The sequence below is a fragment of the Varibaculum cambriense genome, assembly GCF_022133705.1.
In the GTDB taxonomy this organism is placed as follows: domain Bacteria; phylum Actinomycetota; class Actinomycetes; order Actinomycetales; family Actinomycetaceae; genus Varibaculum; species Varibaculum cambriense_A.
This window is the reverse complement of record NZ_JAKNHJ010000007.1, coordinates 65,693-85,146: the sequence shown is the minus strand read 5'-3', so window position 1 is coordinate 85,146 and position 19,454 is coordinate 65,693. Positions and strand designations below refer to the sequence as shown.

Below are 19,454 nucleotides of genomic sequence, written 5' to 3'. Positions count from 1 at the left end.
TCTAACCGGAAACTACAGCAGTAACTTCGCTAAAGCTAGCGGAGCGGATAAAAAGGATGTGGAGGCCAAATGAGTCCATCGGCATCACTGTTAATCATGGGTGCGGTCGCGATTGTGCTGGCCGTCGGCGGTTTGGTACTGTCGGCAGTTCTCGGCCCGGGGCGCAAGACCCGCACCAAACTGGCGACTTATGAATGCGGGATTGATCCCAATGTTCACGAGGACGCTCGCGGGCGTTTCCCGATTAAGTACTACTTGATTGCGATGACGTTCATTGTCTTCGACGTGGAAATGGTGTTCCTATACCCGTTCGCGGTATCAATTGGGCATTTTGGTCAGGTGATGGCCATTCCGGTATTGATCGACATCCTACTGTTCATTGTGTTGGTGCTGGTGCCCTATATTTATGAGTGGCGCCGCGGCGGACTGGACTATTAAGAGAGAGGTACAGCATGTCTTTTGATAATGAGCTGCCGGCAGGAGTCGCCCTCACCAGCCTAGACAAGTTTATGGGTCTTAACCGTAAAGCTAGTGTCTGGCCGGTGACTATGGGGCTAGCCTGCTGCGCTATCGAAATGATGGCCACCGGCACCCCGCGCTTCGATATTTCTCGTTTCGGGATGGAAGTTTTCCGCGCCTCTCCGCGGCATGCAGATCTGATGATTGTATCGGGCAGGGTTTCCTGGAAGATGGCGCCGATTATCCGCAATTGCTACGATGCCATGCCAGAGCCTAAATGGGTTATTTCCATGGGTGCCTGCGCTTCCTCCGGCGGGGTATTCAATAACTATGCGGTAGTGCAAGGCTGCGACCACGTAGTTCCAGTTGACGTCTATCTGCCCGGATGCCCCCCGCGTCCCGAAGCCCTGATCCACGCGATTATGGTGCTGTGGGATCAGATCCACTACCGCACTCCTATTACGCAAAAAGAACGGCTGGAGATCGCCCGTAAAGCCGAAAAGGCAGCCTTGGAAGCGACTCCTACCTCCCAGATGAAAGGACTGTTGGCGTGAGCGAAGACGACAAGACAGTAGTCCTCCATTCCGATGTTGAGGACGGGCCAGTAGCAGTCGAGGTAACCGCTCCGCGCGGTTTTACGGCCGGCTCAGATATGGGTACCCGCCATGGTCTATTCGGGGTGCACGATGACGGTGACACCACCGGTTTCACTGAAATGCAATTGCGTCGCCAGATGCCGGCTGAAAGCGGACGTCCCTATGGCTCTTGGTTCGATGAAGTGGTGGATATTTTAGAAGAGCTTATCGAACAGTCTGACCTGGAAATAGCACAGGTAATCGAGCGAGTGGTAGTCGACAATGATGAACTGACTATTTTTATCGCCCGCCAGCACTTGCCACAGGTCGCCAGATGGCTCCGCGACGATCAAGATCTGCGTTTTGAGCTATGCCTGGGTGTTAACGGCGTGCACTATCCGCATGACACCGGGAAAGAGCTGCACGCAGCCTATATGCTCTTTTCCGCAACCCATAACCGCCAGCTGCGTATAGAAGTTACCTGCCCGGAATCTGATCCTCGGATTCCCTCGGTGGTAGCTACCTATCCCGGAAATGACTGGTGGGAGCGCGAAACCTGGGATCTGATGGGAATTATCTTTACCGGTCATCCCGGTTTGACCAGAACTGCTTTACCCGACGACTGGGTAGGACACCCGCAGCGGAAAGACTATCCGTTAGGCGGTATCCCGGTGCAATTTAAGGGCGCGACAGTTCCGCCCGCCGATTCTCGGAGGTCATACAGCTAAATGAAATACACTGACGAAAAGAACAGCCCCCTGCTCCGAGCTGCCGGTCCCGCCCTCGACAGTCTAGTAACCGAGGACACTCCGCAATACGATCTGCATGGCGGAGACTGGGAAGAGATGGCGTCCGAAGTCGAAAAACTCGCTAATGAGCGGGTCGTGATGAATATCGGACCGGTTCACCCCTCGACCCACGGGGTATTACGCCTGATTGTGGAACTCGATGGAGAATACGTTCGCGATGTACGGGTGGGAACCGGATACTTGCATACCGGTATCGAAAAGAATATGGAATACCGTACTTGGACGCAGGGGGTTACCTACTGCACCCGAATGGACTATGTAGCCCCCTTCTTCCAGGAAGTCGCCTACTGCTTGGCAGTAGAAAAACTTCTAAAGAAAACCGCTGAGATCCCGGAGCGGGCTAACCTAATCCGCATCCTAATGATGGAGTTAAACCGGATTGCCTCGCATGTGGTGGCCATCGCCACCGGTGGTAACGAGCTCGGTGCTACCACCATGATGACTATCGGGTTCAGGGGACGCGAAGAAATCCTGCGGATCTTCGAACAGATCACCGGTTTGCGTATGAACCACGCCTATATTCGTCCCGGTGGGGTGGCACAAGATTTGCCGCCTGGGTGCACCGATTATATTCGTGATCTGCTCCCCAAGACCCGCCGTGATATCAACGAGCTGCAGGATCTAACTTTGCAGAACCCGATCTTTAAGGCTCGTTTTTGCGATGTAGCGGTTTTGCCTTTATCGGGACACATGGCGATGTCTATGACCGGTCCTTCCGTGCGGGCAGCTGGATATCCCCTGGATATGCGGAAGATGCAGCCCTATTGTGGATACGAAAACTTCGAGTTCGATGTTCCCGTAGCTGACCAGTCCGATGCTTATAACCGGACTGTGGTTCGCTTCGACGAATGTTACGAATCCCTCAAGATTATCTACCAGGTGCTGGATCGCCTGGATGAAACCGAGGGCGAACCGGTGATGATTTCCGATCCACAAATTAAGTGGCCGGCACAGCTGAGCGTAGGTACCGACGGGCAAGGTAACTCTCCCGAACACATTAAAGAGATCATGGGTAACTCCATGGAATCCCTGATTCAACATTTCAAGTTGGTGACCGAAGGCTTTAGAGCACCGGTTGGCCAGGCCACGCAGCTGGTGGAACACGCTAAAGGCGTAATGGGAGTACACGTGGTCTCAGATGGGGGCACTCGTCCCTATCGGGCGCACTTCCGTGACCCCAGCTTTGCTAACCTGCAGTCCTTATCCCTAATGGCACAAGGCGGTACGATCTCTGACTTGATCGTCACGCTGGCCAGTGTGGATCCCGTCCTGGGAGGTGTCGATCGCTAATGAGTTTTTACGATTTTGAGGTCGAGCAAAAGTTCCGTGCAGAAGCAGCGGAAATTATTGCTCGCTATCCACAGGGGCACGAACGCAGTGCTATGATCCCGTTGCTGCACCTAGTGCAGAGCATCGACGGATACGTCACCTCCAACGGTATCGGACTAATCGCCGATATTCTTAACTGCCAACGGGCGGAAGTCAGCGCGGTTGCCACCTTCTATACCCAGTTCAAACGGCACCCTAACGGTGAATACACCGTGGGGGTATGCACCAACGCCCTCTGCGCCGTCCTCGGAGGGGATAACATCATGGAGACTCTAGAAAAAGAACTAGAGGTCGGAAATGATGAGACTACCGCTGACGGCAAGATTACTCTTGAGGCACTGGAATGCAATGCTGGCTGCGACTATGCGCCGGTAGTCATGGTTAACTGGGAGTTCTTTGATAATCAAACTCCCGAATCAGCGGTGCAATTGGTGCGCGATATTAAAGCTGGAAAACCGGTGCATCCCACGCGAGGATCCGAGGCGGCTCCTACTTTCAAAGAGGCCAGCCGGATCTTGGCCGGATTCCCTAATCCCGAGACTGCAAATCAGGGCGTGGCTGCCGGTCCCGCCAGTTTGTGGGGACTAAAAGTAGCCGAAGAACAAGGTATGCAAGCCCCTGACCCCGGGCAGTTTGGAGAACCTGAAGCTGCTCAGGCTGGGGATACAGCTTCGGGCGGTGCTGCTAATGAGGCCGGAAAAGATCCGGTCGGCAAGGAGCATTCCTCTGCTGATCATAAGGAGGCGGACAAGTGAGCGAAAACGGAAAGTCTGAGATCCGCCGGGTTCCGCTGACCCCGATTATCACTAAACAGTATCGGGAGCCGGAGAGCTGGACGCTGCAGGCCTACCAGAAAACTGGCGGGTACGCCGGCCTGGAAAAAGCCAAGCAAATGGAACCGGCGCAAATTCTGGATGCAGTCAAGCAAGCCGGCGTGCGCGGACGTGGTGGTGCCGGGTTCGGTACTGGTCTGAAATGGTCGTTCCTACCGCCTGATGACGGCGGTCCGCGTTACCTGACCGTTAACTGCGACGAATCCGAGCCGGGTACCTGCAAAGATATCCCGATGATTTTGGCTAATCCGCACGCGGTTATCGAAGGGGTGGCCATCACCTGCTTGGCTATCGGTTGCGATCACGCTTTTATCTATATCCGGGGCGAAGTCGTTCACGCCTATAATCGCCTGCTAGTGGCAATTAAAGAGGCCGAAGATGCCGGGTTATTGGGTGATCTGAAGCTGATTGCCCACGCCGGTGCCGGTGCCTATATTTGCGGGGAAGAAACCGCGCTGCTGGATTCCTTAGAGGGCAAGCGAGGGCACCCCCGTTTGAAACCGCCCTTCCCGGCAGTCAAGGGGCTTTATGCTCGTCCTACGGTAATCAATAACGCCGAAACTATTGCCCAGGTATCTACGGTCTTCCGTAATTCGGTGGAATGGTATGCCTCGATGGGACAAGACAAATCTCTAGGTTACGGCATGTTTAACCTTTCTGGACACGTTAAACATCCGGGTCTTTATGAGGCACCGTTTGGAATTACCATGCGCGAACTGCTGGAATACTCCGGCGGGATTCGCGAGGGGCACACCTTAAAGTTCTACACCCCGGGTGGATCCTCGACTCCGCTATTTACCGCCGATGACTTAGATGTCCCCTTAACTTACGAGGACGTGGCATCCGCCGGATCCATGCTGGCAACCCGCGCCCTGCAAGTCTTTGATGAAACTACTTCCGTAGTACGGGTAATTAGCCGTTGGACTGATTTCTACCAGCATGAATCTTGCGGTAAATGCACCCCCTGCCGTGAGGGTACCTATTGGATGAAACAGATAATGCACCGCTTAGAGGCCGGCAAAGGTCAAGAGGGCGATGTAGACCTGCTTTACGATATTGCCGGCAATATCGCGGGACGCAGCTTCTGCGCCCTCGGTGATGCAGCGGCCACCCCGGTGCGTAGCGGAATCGACAAGTTCCGCGAAGAGTTCGAGGCCGGATATACGACTCCCTGGTGGGAGGCATTCCCGCCCGCCGCCTCGGAGGTTTTTAATAAAGGAGGCGCCCTGTGAGTGAGCAAGTCCAAATCAATATTGACGGCCAGGACATTGAGGTCGCTAAAGGTACACTGCTAATTCGCGCAGCCGAAAAACTGGGAATCCATATTCCGCGGTTCTGTGACCATCCGCTGCTAGACCCGGCAGGAGCCTGCCGGCAATGCCTGGTAGAGGTGGCGATGCCGGGACGTGATGGGGTAGTTCGTCCCATGCCCAAGCCTCAGCCAGCCTGCACGATGACCGCGATGGCCGGGATGGAGATAAAAACTGCCGCGACTTCGGAAGTAGCGCAGAAAGCTCAGCACGGGATTACCGAATTCCTGTTGATTAACCACCCCCTGGATTGCCCGATTTGCGATAAGGGCGGGGAATGCCCACTGCAAAATCAAGCCATGTCGCATGGCACTTTGCATACCCGCTTTAGTGATGAAAAGCGGCTGTGGCCAAAACCGGTAGAGCTTACTAGCCAGATTTTGATTGACCGGGAACGCTGCGTGCTGTGTCAGCGCTGTGTGCGGTTCGCTAACCAGATTGCGGGCGACTCTTTCATCGCTTTGCAAGGACGCGGGGGCGGTTCCTCTCCCCGTGACGATCACGATTTCATGGGTGAAAACATTGGCGCCTTTGACCAGAAGATCTTGGGAATCTCCGATTCTGACGGTTCTCACCCGAGCCTTCGCCTCAATCCCGGTGCTGAAGCGTTTTCGGACTCTCACGGCAAACCTGCTCCGCTTTCTTCCCCGGCCGCCATCGGCGCTGGCGTGGACGAGAAAGACCAGGCAGGCAGGCTGTTTAGCTCCTATTTCTCGGGCAATATCATTCAAATCTGTCCGGTAGGGGCACTGACCTCAAAACGTTATCGCTTCCGGGCACGGCCTTTCGATTTGGTTTCCACCCGGGGAGTCACCGAACAGGACGCTTCTGGTTCTGCTTTGCGCACCGATATTCGTCGCGGAACCATCACCCGACGCCTAGCGCAAAAGGATCTGGAGGTAAACGAAGAATGGATCACCGATAAAGATCGCTTTGGTTACCAGTGGCAATTCCAGTCTTCCCGGATTAAAACTCCGCTGGTGCGTGAGGACGGGAAACTGGTTCCTACCTCGTGGTCGGATGCTTTTGATCGCGCCGCTAAGGGACTGGCAGCAGCTGGGAAAGGAAAAGTTGGTTTCCTCCCCGGTGGCAGGCTAACTTTCGAGGACGCCTACACCTGGTCCAAGTTTGCTCGCGTTGTTTGCGGAACTAATGATATTGATCAGCGCACCCGCGCGGCTGGCCGGGAAGAAGAAACTTTCTTAGGCGCCTATTTCGCGGGTGCAGGAATGCCAATAACCTACTCTGACCTCGAAAAAGCCGGTCAAGTGCTATTGGTAGGTTTCGAACCTGAGGACGAATGCGGTGCGGTATTCTTGCGGTTGCGTAAAGGGGTACGCTCCGGAAGCGTAAAGGTAGCTACAGTGGCTCCTTTCGCCTCTCCCTCCTCGGTAAAAACTGCCGCCACCGTACTGTTCGCCGCTCCCGGAACTGAGCCGGAAGTAGTAGCCAATGTAAAAGCAGAGGCCGAAGGGGACTTCGGTACAGTTTTTGCCGGCCTTAAAGACGAGGACGCAGTAATCGTAGTTGGCGAACGCGCCGGTACCGTTCCGGGCTTACTAGCGGCTGTTAATGATTTGGCAGCTCGCAGTGGAGCCCGGCTAGCTTGGATTCCGCGCCGCAGCGGCGAACGCGGGGGAGTAGAAGCCGGCACTTTACCCGGCTTGTTGCCCTTTGGCCGCGATGCGCGGGACGCGGAAGCCCGCAGTGATCTAGCTGCTGCTTGGAATGCGCAACTGCCAGATACTCCTGGCCGTGATACGCAGAAGATTCTAGAGGGCGCATGCTCTGGGGAACTGTCTGCCCTGGTGCTCGGTGGTCTAGACTTGCGCGACCTGCCAAATCAGGAGTTAGCGCAAAAAGCCTTAGCTGCGGCCTCCTTCGTGGTTTCCCTGGAAGTTAATCTCACGCCGGCTGCTCAGGCAGCGGACGTAGTTTTCCCGGTGGCGCCAGTTTCGGAGAAACCCGGTACCTTTATTAACTGGGAAGGCCGATTGCGTCCCTTCGGACAGGCCCTGGTTTCCCATGACATGCCGGACTGGGAAGTGCTGGGCAAGTTAGCCCAAGTGATGGGAGTGGAATTGGGGATTGATTCCCTGAAGTCCCTTTACGCGGAAGCTAATGAGCTTATGGACTGGGATGGCAAACGGGTAACGTTTGCAGGTGCCACCCCTGCCGAGTTGGTAACTCCCCCCGATAAGCAAGTGGTGATCACTTGCCATAAGACTCAGATCGATGAAGGTCTTTTGCAGGTGGGAGCCACCGATATGCAAGCGGCTGGGCGCGCCTCGTTTGCGCGTATCAGCCCGGAAACTGCGCAAGAGTTTGGCATAACAGATGGCGGCGCTATCAGCCTGATAACGGACGGGGGACAAATCCAGGTGCCCGTGGTACTAACCAAAATGCCGCAGCGTGTCGTGTGGGTGCCCGAATGTTCAGCCGGCTCACACGTGTATGAATCTTTGGGCGTCACCAGTGGCGCCTTAGTCCAGTTAGAGCCCAATGCGGAGGTGCAGCAGTGAATACCACAATCCTGCTAAGCGCAAGTAGTACTGGTGCCGCTGATTTCAGTAATGACACCTGGTGGATAACCTTGATAAAGGCAGTATTCATCGTGGCATGGCTGATTATCAGTGTGATCATGGCCCTGTGGGTGGAAAGGCGCGGCCTGGGGCGAATTCAGACCCGACCGGGGCCGAATGTGCACGGTCCACTGGGGCTTTTCCAGGCGCTAGCCGATGCCATCAAGCTACTAACTAAAGAAGATATCTTCAAACGGAATGTAGACAAGGTGCTTTATCTACTGGCACCGGTTATTACCGCCGCTTGTGCCTTCTGCATTTACGCGGTGATTCCTTTCGGACCCGATCTGCATATTGGCAGTTTCTCCACCCCCTTACAGCTGACCGATTCTAATGTGGCGGTGCTTTATATGCTCGCCGTTGCAGGTCTGGGCGTTTACGGTATTATCCTCGGCGGCTGGGCGTCCAACGGGCACCTGCCGCTTTATGGTGCAACCCGCTCCGCGGCGCAGGTAATCAGCTACGAGCTGGCAATGGGAATGTCTCTGGTATCAGTATTCGTAGTTTCCGGTTCCATGAAAACCTCGGAGATTGTGGCTGCGCAAAGCCCCATGTGGTGGTGCGTCGCCCTCTTCCCCGCTTTCGTAATCTACGTGATTTCGATGATGGGTGAAGTTAACCGTTTGCCTTTCGACTTGCCTGAATGTGAAGGTGAGATCGTCGCTGGGCATATGACCGAGTACTCCTCGATGAAGTTCGCCTGGTTCTACCTGGCGGAATACATCAACATGTTTAACGTATCGGGGATCTGCGTGACCCTGTTCCTGGGTGGTTGGCGTTTCCCCGGTGGGGATGCGATTCTCGGGGGCGCGCTCAACAGCGGACTTTGGCCATTCCTGTGGTTTGGAATCAAAGTTTGGGCGGTCATGTGGTTCATGATTTGGGTACGCGGTACCCTGCTGCGGGTTCGCTATGACCAGTTAATGATGCTCGGTTGGAAGATTCTGCTGCCGGTATCGATCGCCTGGATGGTAGTGGTAGTCGTGATGCGGGTAGTTACCGTCTATGGAATCGGCAGTATTTCGCAAAGAATGATGGCGATTGCGGCCGTCTTCGTAGTTGCCCTTATCATTATTTGGATAACCGGGGGCAAGGCCGATCGCAAGGCTCTAGAAAAGCAAGCACAAAAGGATGCCGCAGCCAGCGAGCCCTTTGACGCTTTTAAAGGCGGATATCCGGTGCCACCTCTGCCAGGGCAAGTACTACCTCCCAGTCCGCGCTCCTTGGTGCGGGCGAGTGCCGGGGAAGATCACCTGGTAGCCAACGAAGGGGAATCAAATGAGTAAACGCAATCCCACCAGGGAAGATATGAGCTTTGAGCCCGATGAAAAGGGCGCGTTAGGCGAGTTTTTCGCTCCCGTAGCCGGATTCGGGGTTACTTTTCGCTCCTTCTTCCGTCCCACGGTAACTGAGCAATACCCCTATGAGGCGCCGCATGTGCAACCACGGTTTCACGGACGCCATCAGCTGAACCACTATCCCGATGGTTTGGAAAAATGCATCGGATGTGAGCTTTGTGCCTGGGCGTGCCCCGCGGATGCCATCTATGTAGAGGCCGCGGCTAATACTCCGCAGGCACAGTATTCACCCGGGGAGCGTTACGGCCGGGTTTACCAAATCAACTATCTGCGTTGTATTTTCTGCGGAATGTGTATTGAAGCCTGTCCCACCAGAGCTCTTACCATGAGCAATGATTTTGAGATGGCGGATTATCACCGCGAAACTATGATTTACGAGAAAGATCAGATCCTCGCTCCTCTTGAGGACGGGATGCTTTCGGCTCCGCACCCGATGGTGGAAGGAACCACCGATGGTGATTATTACCGGGGGAAGGTGACCGGTGTGACCCAGGCGCAACGTGATTGGGTCGCCGAGCACCGTCCAGACGATCCGACTCTTAAACAGTCGGGGGTTAAGGAGGTTCAGCAATGACATTGCTAGCCCAAGCCGCAGCTACAGATTTTAGTACGGGACAAACCGTATTCTTCTGGGTCACGGCAGTAATCATGGTGGCGCTAGCGCTCGGCGTACTGTTTTGCCGAACCGCAGTACACTCTGCGATCTGCATGGTAGGGGTAATGCTCTGCCTAGCGATGATGTACGCCTCGCAGGGGGCCTACTTTATTGGGGTAGTGCAAGTCGTGGTCTATACCGGCGCCGTCATGACCTTGATACTGTTCATTATCATGATGGTGGGGGTCGCTGCCTCGGATAACTACTTGCGTACCCGTCGTTTCCTCCGCTGGGGTGCAATTTGTGCCGGTGCTTTCGGAGCGATTTTCGTGGCAGTTATGCTAGTCAAGGCGTATTTACCAAAGTTTGGTCAAGTTCCGGATATGCCTACTGGCTCACCCCAAGGTACCACCGATTCTAACCCGGTCAAGATCGCGATGAGCCTGTTCACCGAGCATATTTACACTATGGAAGTAATCGGCTGTCTGCTGATCATCGCGGTAGTCGCGGCGGTGTCGCTAACTCACGGCGATCGTCTCCATAAGCTGTTTAAGCAGCCCGAGACGGCGCAGGCGCGGATGGAAGATTATGCTAAACGGGGTATTCATCCCGGTCAACAGCCCGCCGCGGGTGTTTACCAAACTACTAACGCGACCGACACTCCCAACATTTCAGGCGAAGATCAACGTCCGATCGTCAACTCGGTTTCCCCGGCGCTGCGTGCCCGCAACGCTGACCGCTCGCTGGGAGAAGCGGCACCTCACTTGGTAGAGAAGATTCGCGCCGACCTCGGAGCGAACCCCGCGCAAGGGGTACACTCCACTGCGGCCTCGAAAGCAGTTGCTAAATCTGGAGCCTGGGGGATGGCCGGCCAAGACGCTCCTAGTGGATTGAACGCCCCTAAGACCCGGGTAGTCACCCCCAAGATTGAGGGAACGCCCCCTAGCGATCCGCCGGCCGCATCCAACCTGGATGCCTCACAAACGGAGGTCAGTGAATAATGTCTTTGACTTCATATCTAGTATTGGCAGTCATCCTCTTCTTCATCGGTGCGGTGATCGTTTTGACCCGCCACTCGGCGGTAATCGCTCTGATGGGAGTGGAGTTGATGCTTAACTCCTGTAACTTGATGCTGGTGACTTTCTCCAATATGCATCAAAACATTGAAGGGCAAGTGATGGCCTTCTTCGTCATGGTGGTAGCCGCCGCAGAAGTGGTGGTAGGCCTGGCGATCATCGTCTCGATCTTTAGGACGCGTCGTTCGACCTCGGTCGATGAAGTGCGTTTGATGGGACGCTAGGGGGTATAGAAAGTAATGAACTCGTTGTTGCTAAATACCGCGGCAGAGCAAATGGCAAATGTGTCGGCTACGGGACTAGCGGAATACGCTTGGCTGATGGTGGCAATTCCACTGTTATCTTCCGCTTTTCTGCTGGTATGTGGTCGGGTTACCGATAAATGGGGACACTGGTTGGCAGTTGCTGCCTCCTGGAGCTCTTTCCTGATCGGCTTTATTATTTTCTGCCAAATGATCGGGCAGGCGCCAGCTGAAAGATCGATTTTAGCTCCGGTGTTTACCTGGTTTAAGGCCGGAGGCGGAAATGAGACCATTGAGCTTTCCTGGAATCTGCTCCTGGATCCGCTCTCGATGACCTTCGTACTGCTGGTTACGTTTGTGGGTTCTCTGATCCACGTCTATTCCGTGGCCTATATGGAACACGATCCGGATCGGCGACGTTTCTTCGCCTACCTGAACTTCTTCGTGGCCTCGATGCTGACGCTGGTGCTATCGGATTCCTATGTGGCATTGTTCTTCGGTTGGGAGGGCGTCGGCCTGGCATCCTACCTGTTGATCGGCTTCTGGAATCACGAACTAGCCAATGCGGTAGCCGCCAAGAAAGCCTTCGTAATGAACCGCGTCGGTGACCTGGGTCTGCTGCTGGCCATGATGGCCATGTACGCGGAATTCAATTCCATGAAGTTCGTCGATGTACTGGGAGCTTCTCGCTCGGGGGATATGACCGGCGGCTGGGCTACTGCCATCGGGCTGTTCTTGCTACTGGCTGCTTGCGGTAAATCCGCGCAGTTCCCGCTGCAAGCCTGGCTCGGCGACGCTATGGCCGGCCCCACCCCGGTGTCGGCACTAATCCACGCGGCCACCATGGTTACCGCCGGTGTGTACTTGATTGTGCGTTCTGGCGATATCTTTGTGGCCTCTCCGACTGCCCAGCTCTGTGTGGCAATCGTCGGGGCGATCACCTTACTGTTCGGGGCAATCGTGGGTTGTGCCAAGGACGATATGAAGAAGGTACTGGCTGCCTCCACTATGTCCCAGATTGGCTACATGATGCTTGGCGCTGGTTTGGGGCCCATCGGCTGGACACTAGCTATCTTCCACCTGTTCGTACATGGATTCTTCAAAGCCCAGTTGTTCCTGGGCGCCGGCTCGGTAATGCATGCGATGAACGAGCAGGTAGATATGCGTCGGTTCGGCGGTCTGCGTACGGTAATGAAGGTTTCCTGGATCTGTTTTGGTATTGCCTGGTTGGCGATCTTGGGGATTCCCCCGTTCTCGGGTTTCTTCTCCAAAGAACCGATTATCGCAGCTGCCTTTAACTCGGCGGCCTTTGGAACCACTGGGGCTTGGATCTTCGGATTGATCGCCATGGTGGGCGCGGGAATCACTTCGTTCTACATGTCGCGGCTGTTCTTCATGATTTTCCATGGCGAAAAGCGGTGGACAACCGAGTTTGACGGTGGCAGCGATGTGCATCCGCATGAAGCTTCCTGGTTGATGAACGGACCGATCGTGGTGCTGTCAGTGTTCTCTCTGGCCATGGGGATGGTGTTAGGCTTCACCGATAAGTTCACCCAGTGGCTCGAGCCAGTTACTGGCACTGCAGCTGCTACGGAAAACGCTTCGGTTTCCGTGCTATCCCACGTCGCGATTTCGGTAATCACTTTGATCCTGGTTCTTTGCGGGCTGGCTTTGGCGTTCGTAATGTACGTTCGCAAGCCGGTACCGAAAGTTGCTCCGGCCTCCAACGCCCTGGTGGAAGCGGCTCGAGTGGATCTGTATCAGGACACGGTTAACGAGTCGGTCGCCATGCTACCGGCACAGCTACTTACTGTCGGAGTTGGGGGCGCTGACCGCGGCCTCATAGATGGCATCGTTCGGGGGATCGCCTGGTGTGCTGGGGCTCTAGGACGTGCCCTTAGCCATGTACAAAATGGCTACATCCGTGCATACGCCAGTTACATTCTGGGCGGCGTGCTTTTAGCCCTGGTCCTGGTTGTCGGAAGCCAATTGGTTTAGGGGCAGGAGGAAAAGATAAATGGAAATTACAGTCTTGAACTCAACTTTCCCGGTGCTAACGCTGCTAGTAGTGCTGCCAGCCCTGGCGGCTTTGGCGCTGTGGCTGATAAAGCCAACACGGATTGCCGCGCGGCAGATCGGTCTCGCAGTATCCGCCTTGGTCTTGCTGGGCACCATCTACCTGGCGCTGAATTTTGACTACGGTAAAGCGGCCGCGTACCAGTTCGCAGAAACCCACAGTTGGATTCGCGCCCTGGGAGTTTCTTGGGCGCTGGGTGTAAACGGCCTCGGACTGGCAATGCTAGTGCTTTCGGCACTGCTCACTTTGATCGTGCTGATTGCTTCGGCGCATGATGTAGAAGGCGAGAACAAACCTTACGATGACGCCGGGTATGTGGGTCTTACCTTAGCCACCCTGGCATTTATGATGCTGATTTTTGCAGCTCGTGACGTCTTCGTGTTCTACCTGGCATTTGAAGCCATGCTAGTACCGATGTTCTTCCTGGTTGGCCGCTACGGAAATGGGGCAAAACGGAAAGCCGCAGCTATGAAGTTCCTGCTTTATTCCCTGGCAGGCGGACTGGTTATGCTAATCGGCATCGTGGGAATCTATGTTTACTCTCCGCTGGCTGCGGCCTCTAATGAGCAGCACGCTCGCCTGTACCTCATAGAGAACTTGGCCGGAAAGCTGCAAGCTAGCCCCGGGGTAGAAATGGCGCTAATGATCAGCTTCTTTATCGCGTTTGCGGTCAAAGCGCCGATGGTGCCAGTACACACCTGGCTTGCAGACACCGCCGAGAACGCCCGTCCGGGAACCTCTGCTCTGCTGGTAGGAATCCTGGATAAAATCGGTACCTTCGGGATGATCACTTTATGTTTGACCATCTTCCCGAATGCCTCCCGGCGTGCCGCCTTGGCTTTCATTATTCTGGCCGTGATCTCCGTAATCTGGGGTTCACTGACGGCTTTGGCGCAAAAGGATCTAATGCGCCTGATTTCCTTCACCTCGGTAGCGCACTTTGGTCTGATGGTGCTGGGTATCTATGTTGGCAACACCGTGGCGCTGGCTGGTGCCATGGTTTATATGGTGGCGCACGGCCTCTCGATCGCGGGTATGTTCTTGATTGGCGGGTTCCTCACTGAGCGCGGACATAGCCAAGACATTGAGGCTTACGGCGGTATGCAGCGGGTGACTCCGTTGATTGCCGGTACCTTCTTAATCTCTGGATTAGCTGCCATTGCCTTGCCCGGTCTTTCTGGTTTCGTGCCGGAGCTGATGGTACTGATTGGTACCTTCCGCCTCTACCAGTGGGTAGCAGTGCTCTGCTTGGTGGGAGTAGTCGCGGGCGCGGTTTATGTGCTTTTGCCTTACCAAAAGATTTTCACCGGAAAGGCTCCGGAACATCGCAAGTCGATTAAGGATTTGGATAACCGGGAACGTTGGGGAGTCGCTGCCCCGTTGATCGTGCTGATGCTGGTGATTGGTTTGCATCCACAACCGCTGGTTGATCCAATGTCACAGGTTGCCGATCAGGTGATTGTCACCCAGGATGTGGCGTTTCAAGTAGAAGGGACCGGAAAGTGAGCTTAATGAACGCTACCGTGATTAATGACTTTAGCGAGCTCGGTTTTAACTGGGCGCTAATGGCTCCGGTATTGGTGGTGCTTTTTGGGGCAATCATCGGGATTCTGCTAGAGGCATTCGTACCCGCAAAACAGCGCTGGGGCGTGCAATGTGCCTGGTCAGTTGCAGTAGTTGCGGCTGCCTTGCTGGCGTTTGCGCCCTCATTCGGGGCCTTCGATCTGCAAACTGGTCAGCGGCTAGTACGCGGAGAGCTAATCGTGGATGGATTCTCCATGTTCTCCCAGCTGGTGATGCTGATTGTGGGTTTGCTGGCGCTGCTTCCGATGATTGATCGTACCGGAAATCGGGTTTCTGCTTTCGCCGGACAGCCCTCAGATATTCCCGGTTCTTTCCAAGAAGAACAGACTGAGAGACGTGGCTATCAGCGCAGCGAGGTGCTGCCGCTCAGCCTATTCTCCCTAGGGGGAATGATGCTGTTCCCCATGGCAAACTCGATGCTCACCTTGTTTGTGGCACTAGAGATAATTTCGCTGCCCCTATATGCGATGAGTGCCATGGCGCGTTACCGTCGCCTCCTCAGCCAGGAAGCTGCGCTTAAGTATTTCGTGCTGGGAGCCTTCGCTTCGGGATTCATGCTCATGGGTATGTCTTTGCTATACGGCTACTCCGGGTCCCTGCTGTTGGATCAGCTAGCATTAGCGATTCCTTATCGAGTAGCTTCTCCGGCACTGCTGATGACTGGTGCTGCATTGATGATGGTAGGTTTGCTCTTCAAGATTGGTGCTGCTCCCTTCCACGCTTGGACCCCGGATGTGTATCAAGGTGCGCCTACCCCGGTGACTGGTTTCATGGCTGCGGGAGTTAAGGCGGCGGCATTCCTCGCGATGCTGCGCTTCTTCTCCACGGTGGTGGTACAGTTCGAGGCGAACTTCAAGCCCTTCTTGTGGACAGTCGCCATTTTGACCATGGCGGTAGGGACATTCTTCGGTTTGGTGCAAGATAACATCAAACGGATGCTTGCCTACTCCTCGATTGCCCATGCCGGCTTTATTTTGATTGCCTTCACTAAGGGAGCCTTAAACGCTAATGGGGCAGTCCTGTTCTACCTGTTGACCTACGGGATCGCCACCATTGGTGCCTTCGCGATCATCTACCTGGTTCGGGTTAGCAATGAGGACGGGGTCGGAACTGCAGAGCAACATTCCATGTCCGCATGGGCTGGTTTCGGGAAGACTCACCCGGTTTTAGCTGGCTGCATGATGCTGTTCTTGCTGTCCTTCGCAGGGATTCCGCTGACTGCCGGGTTTGTAGGTAAATTCCTAGCCTTTAGTGCTGGTGTGCAAGGCGGGGCAACTGCGCTGGTTATCTGTGCGGTGATTGCTTCTGCGATTACTGCCTTCTACTATTTCCGCCTGGGTAAGATCATGTTCCTAGATCCGGTGGCAGAAAATACTACGGTAGCTCCCCATGCCGAGATCACTTATGTGGCGATAGGTATGTGTGCTCTCTTGACAGTGCTTCTGGGGATTTTCCCGGGATCAGTTCTCGATATTTTACAAAATACCGCTATTGTTATCCCGTGAGTAACTTGTCCCAGTCGCGTATCGACGAGCTCGAAGATCAGATTTCCGATGGCCTGGCTCAGGTGGAGGAGCGCCTGAGCCAGGTACTATCAGATGACCGCGGGGTGCTTGACGATATTGTCGGGCACTTGGCGAAAGCCGGTGGCAAAAGAATGCGTCCCGGTTTGGTGCTCCTGTGCTCCCATCTGGGTGAGCGTCCTTCCTCTGAACAGATTCTGCGTGCCTGCGTGGTTGTCGAGCTTACCCATCTGGCTACTTTGTACCACGATGACGTAATGGATTCGGCTCCCACCAGGCGCGGGGTGAACGCGGTGCAACGCGTGTGGGGTAATAACCGTGCGGTACTGGCAGGTGATTTAGTCTTTGCTCGCGCCTCACAAGTGGTTGCCACTTTAGGGCCGGACGCAGTGTTGCAGCACGCGGTAACTTTTGATCGCCTATGTCGCGGGCAGTTGAACGAAACTTTTGGCCCGGAATCCGGTCAAGATCCGGTGGAGTTTTATATCCAGGTGCTGGCGGATAAGACTGGTTCTTTGGTAGCGCAGTCGGCGCGCTTTGGCGCGGAGCTTTCCGGAGCCTCGGAGGCCGTGACGGAAGCGGTAGTCCAGTTCGGCGAAAAGATCGGGGTAGCGTTCCAGTTGGCAGATGATGTTATTGATCTGTCCTCTGACAGTGCCGATTCCGGTAAAACTCCCGGCACGGATTTGCGTGAGGGCGTAGATACTATGCCGATTTTGCTGCTGAGGCAGGATGCGGCGCGCGGGGTTCTCGATGAGGACGGGCAAAAGATTTTGGCGGAGCTTAGCCGAGGCACCTTGGTTAGCGATGATGCGGCACTGGAGCAGGTAGTGCAAATGCTGCGAGCGCACGCGGTGCTGGAACGTACCCGACAATTGGCTTTTTCTTGGTGCGAGGACGCGAAAGCAGCGATTGCATTTCTTGAAGATAACGAAGTTAAAGCCGCGCTGGAAAAGTTTGCCGACACTTTGGTTGATCGTATCGCTTAAGTGTGGCGAGTGCCTTAGCGCGGCTGACCTAGAAGGCACTGGCTGCCTACTGGAAAATCTACTAGAAAACTACTAGAAAATTTTCCAGTAAAATATATTCAGCAGGTTTATACTCTAGGTATGTCGCCGAACAATATAGACGCCATTCTTGCTTCCAATATCGAGGACCGCACTAGACAGTTATGTTTGCGGGACGAAGATCAGTGGTTTGAACGTAAAGCGATAGAAGTATCCCCAAAAATGTTGGCTCGCACTCTCATTGCATTCGCCAACGCCGAGGGCGGTACGGCAATAGTGGGAGTTAAAGACCAGAACATTCAAGACTTAAGTAGGTACACAAAAAAGATTAACGAGCTACGCCTTGCTCCCAGTGCGCAGTTTTGCAGTCCGCCGATTGATTGCGAGGTAAAGGAAGTAGCCACAATTCTCCAAGATGGTGGTTCTAAATTTGTTTTAGCTTTTTTAGTAACTCCTAGTGGCCAGGTGCATCACGGTACTGACGATAGTTGCTACCTACGTCGTGGAGACCGTTCGTTGCGTCTGAGCTCGGAGGAAATTCGCCGTTTAGAGTACGACCGAGGAGCTAGGCAATTCGAAGCGGAAACTGTCCGCGACCTCACCATCGATGATTTACCTCAAAAAAATATTGCCCCTTTCCTGGAAGCTACTGGTGCTACCCGCGGGAAAAAGCACCTGCTTCGTTCACGTGCACTTTGCGACAAAGATGGACGCATCAATAATGCGGCATTTTTACTGTTCGCTGATTCTCCACTTGCACTCCTACCAGGAGCTTATGTCCGGGTGTGTCGTTTCCAGGGAAATGAGCGCTTGACTGGAGAAAGCCAAAATATCGTTTTCGATCAGCGATCCGAACTGCCTATACCTCAGGCAATAGACCAGGCAGTTAAGTGGATTGAGCAAGTAATACCCCGACGTCGCGCCTTGGGACAAGACGGCAAATTCGCTGATATGCCGGTTATTCCTCGAGGTGCCTGGTTAGAAGGTTTAGTTAATGCGGTGATACATCGTGCCTATGACCTGATGGGGGATGGGATTAGGGTTGAAATATTTGATAATCGGATTGAAATTAGCAACCCTGGTAGTTTCCGAGATAGAAAGCTCGCCGCTAAAGCACCCCTAGAGATAGCCAGGTACGCAATAAATCCTAGGATTGCTCGCACTTGTTGCGACCTGGGGTATGCCCAGGAGCTGGGGGAGGGGATTAAGCGTATATTTGCACAAATGGATGAGGCCGGATTATCTGATCCGGAATATCGGCAAGAGCCTATGCATGTAGTCCTAACTTTGCGCTATCAGCCGCGACTTGCTGATGTGGGGACGGGACTATCGCGCAGTGCAACAGCAGTTCTATCAGCTTTGCAAGCTCTCGGAGGTTCCGGAGGAACCGGCGGTATCGCGCAGTTTGCGTTGCTTACCAGACCAACAACGCGGGCAGCTTTGAAAGATTTGAAAGATCTGGGGCTAGTTTCTTGGCAAGGGAAAAGTGTGCGTGACCCGCGGGCAACTTGGCATTTGAACTAGAGGAGGGCGCGCAGATTACCTAAATCTAAAAGTGCTAACTTCCCTTGCCCGGAGCGTCGTTCTAGCTACTGGAAAATCTACTGGAAAGTTTCTTTTTCTAGTAGCTCAAAAAAATATCCTGTCTATCTGCATAAATGGCCTACTGGAAAATCTACTTGAAAACTACTGGAAAATTTTCCAGTAAAACCAGCAAGCGAATTCCAGCAACGCTAACAACCGGGGTGAAGGTAAAACCGTCCTCGAAAGTTGAAGCTAACAGAGCACTAGAGGCGGTCAATAAATTCGGTGGCAACGTCTTCGGGGACGCCCTCTTCGCGCATCACGTCCCGGATCGCGTCCCAGCGTTGCAGGCGTCCTTGATCGCGCATCTGGCGTAACTTATCGCGATCAGCTTGCGAGGTTGCCAGCAGATTATCTACGCTGCCGATTTCTTGTTCGAAATGCGATTTGCGAGCACGGTCACGAGCATTTAGACCTCTCACGTTGCGAGCCACCAGGAACACTAACGCGGCTCCACACAGAACAAAACCGATCGTCAATAAAACACTCATGCGCAGATTGTCTCATCCCG

The 19,454-nt window shown here is 54.4% G+C and carries 17 protein-coding genes; 16 read left to right on the top strand and 1 reads right to left on the bottom strand.

Annotation, left to right across the window (positions count from 1 at the left end; translation table 11 throughout):
- The first annotated feature begins 69 nt into the window (after positions 1-69).
- From ndhC to L0M99_RS04695, 16 genes are all read left to right on the top strand, one after another.
- Positions 70-438, top strand: coding sequence for an NADH-quinone oxidoreductase subunit A (gene ndhC / locus L0M99_RS04770; protein WP_024059900.1), 369 nt, complete (start codon positions 70-72; stop codon positions 436-438).
- A 14-nt stretch (positions 439-452) separates the two neighbouring features.
- Complete coding sequence (locus L0M99_RS04765; RefSeq protein WP_024059899.1) at positions 453-1,013, top strand: NADH-quinone oxidoreductase subunit B; 561 nt, start codon at positions 453-455, stop codon at positions 1,011-1,013.
- Between the two features lie 98 nt (positions 1,014-1,111).
- Positions 1,112-1,762 carry an NADH-quinone oxidoreductase subunit C gene (locus L0M99_RS04760; RefSeq protein ID WP_238127955.1) on the top strand — a complete coding sequence of 217 codons (651 nt, stop codon included), beginning with the start codon at positions 1,112-1,114 and terminating at the stop codon, positions 1,760-1,762.
- A complete protein-coding gene (locus L0M99_RS04755; RefSeq protein ID WP_024059897.1) occupies positions 1,763-3,133 on the top strand; it encodes an NADH-quinone oxidoreductase subunit D in 1,371 nt (456 codons plus the stop codon).
- On the top strand, positions 3,133-3,927 hold the full coding sequence (gene nuoE / locus L0M99_RS04750; protein ID WP_238127928.1) for an NADH-quinone oxidoreductase subunit NuoE: 795 nt from the start codon (positions 3,133-3,135) through the stop codon (positions 3,925-3,927). Before L0M99_RS04755 ends, nuoE begins: the two co-directional genes overlap by 1 nt.
- Entirely contained in the window at positions 3,924-5,237 is a 1,314-nt protein-coding gene (gene nuoF / locus L0M99_RS04745; protein ID WP_024059895.1) for an NADH-quinone oxidoreductase subunit NuoF, read from the top strand. The genes nuoE and nuoF overlap by 4 nt, the downstream gene beginning before the upstream one ends.
- Positions 5,234-7,837 (top strand): NADH-quinone oxidoreductase subunit G, encoded by a 2,604-nt coding sequence (locus L0M99_RS04740; RefSeq protein ID WP_238127927.1) that lies wholly within the window; start codon positions 5,234-5,236, stop codon positions 7,835-7,837. Before nuoF ends, L0M99_RS04740 begins: the two co-directional genes overlap by 4 nt.
- Positions 7,834-9,183, top strand: coding sequence for an NADH-quinone oxidoreductase subunit NuoH (nuoH, locus tag L0M99_RS04735; RefSeq protein ID WP_024059893.1), 1,350 nt, complete (start codon positions 7,834-7,836; stop codon positions 9,181-9,183). The genes L0M99_RS04740 and nuoH overlap by 4 nt, the downstream gene beginning before the upstream one ends.
- A complete protein-coding gene (gene nuoI / locus L0M99_RS04730) occupies positions 9,176-9,829 on the top strand; it encodes an NADH-quinone oxidoreductase subunit NuoI (protein WP_238127926.1) in 654 nt (217 codons plus the stop codon). The genes nuoH and nuoI overlap by 8 nt, the downstream gene beginning before the upstream one ends.
- The gene (locus tag L0M99_RS04725; protein WP_238127925.1) at positions 9,826-10,851 is read left to right on the top strand and encodes an NADH-quinone oxidoreductase subunit J; all 1,026 of its coding nucleotides are present in this window, start codon (positions 9,826-9,828) and stop codon (positions 10,849-10,851) included. The genes nuoI and L0M99_RS04725 overlap by 4 nt, the downstream gene beginning before the upstream one ends.
- Positions 10,851-11,150 carry an NADH-quinone oxidoreductase subunit NuoK gene (gene nuoK / locus L0M99_RS04720; protein WP_022864652.1) on the top strand — a complete coding sequence of 100 codons (300 nt, stop codon included), beginning with the start codon at positions 10,851-10,853 and terminating at the stop codon, positions 11,148-11,150. The genes L0M99_RS04725 and nuoK overlap by 1 nt, the downstream gene beginning before the upstream one ends.
- Positions 11,151-11,165: 15 nt before the next feature.
- Positions 11,166-13,166 carry an NADH-quinone oxidoreductase subunit L gene (nuoL, locus tag L0M99_RS04715; protein WP_238127924.1) on the top strand — a complete coding sequence of 667 codons (2,001 nt, stop codon included), beginning with the start codon at positions 11,166-11,168 and terminating at the stop codon, positions 13,164-13,166.
- 19 nt (positions 13,167-13,185) lie between these two features.
- Entirely contained in the window at positions 13,186-14,751 is a 1,566-nt protein-coding gene (locus L0M99_RS04710) for a complex I subunit 4 family protein (protein ID WP_024059889.1), read from the top strand.
- 5 nt (positions 14,752-14,756) lie between these two features.
- Positions 14,757-16,334: an NADH-quinone oxidoreductase subunit NuoN gene (nuoN, locus tag L0M99_RS04705; protein WP_238127954.1), complete on the top strand. Its 1,578-nt coding sequence runs from the start codon at positions 14,757-14,759 to the stop codon at positions 16,332-16,334.
- Positions 16,331-17,341, top strand: a complete 1,011-nt coding sequence (locus L0M99_RS04700; RefSeq protein WP_024059887.1) for a polyprenyl synthetase family protein — start codon at positions 16,331-16,333, stop codon at positions 17,339-17,341. Before nuoN ends, L0M99_RS04700 begins: the two co-directional genes overlap by 4 nt.
- Before the next feature lie 120 nt (positions 17,342-17,461).
- The gene (locus L0M99_RS04695) at positions 17,462-18,883 is read left to right on the top strand and encodes an ATP-binding protein (protein ID WP_238127923.1); all 1,422 of its coding nucleotides are present in this window, start codon (positions 17,462-17,464) and stop codon (positions 18,881-18,883) included.
- Between the two features lie 263 nt (positions 18,884-19,146).
- On the opposite strand, the gene L0M99_RS04690 is transcribed toward L0M99_RS04695, so the two are convergent.
- Positions 19,147-19,434 carry a hypothetical protein gene (locus L0M99_RS04690; protein ID WP_024059884.1) on the bottom strand — a complete coding sequence of 96 codons (288 nt, stop codon included), beginning with the start codon at positions 19,432-19,434 and terminating at the stop codon, positions 19,147-19,149.
- Between the last annotated feature and the right edge of the window lie 20 nt (positions 19,435-19,454).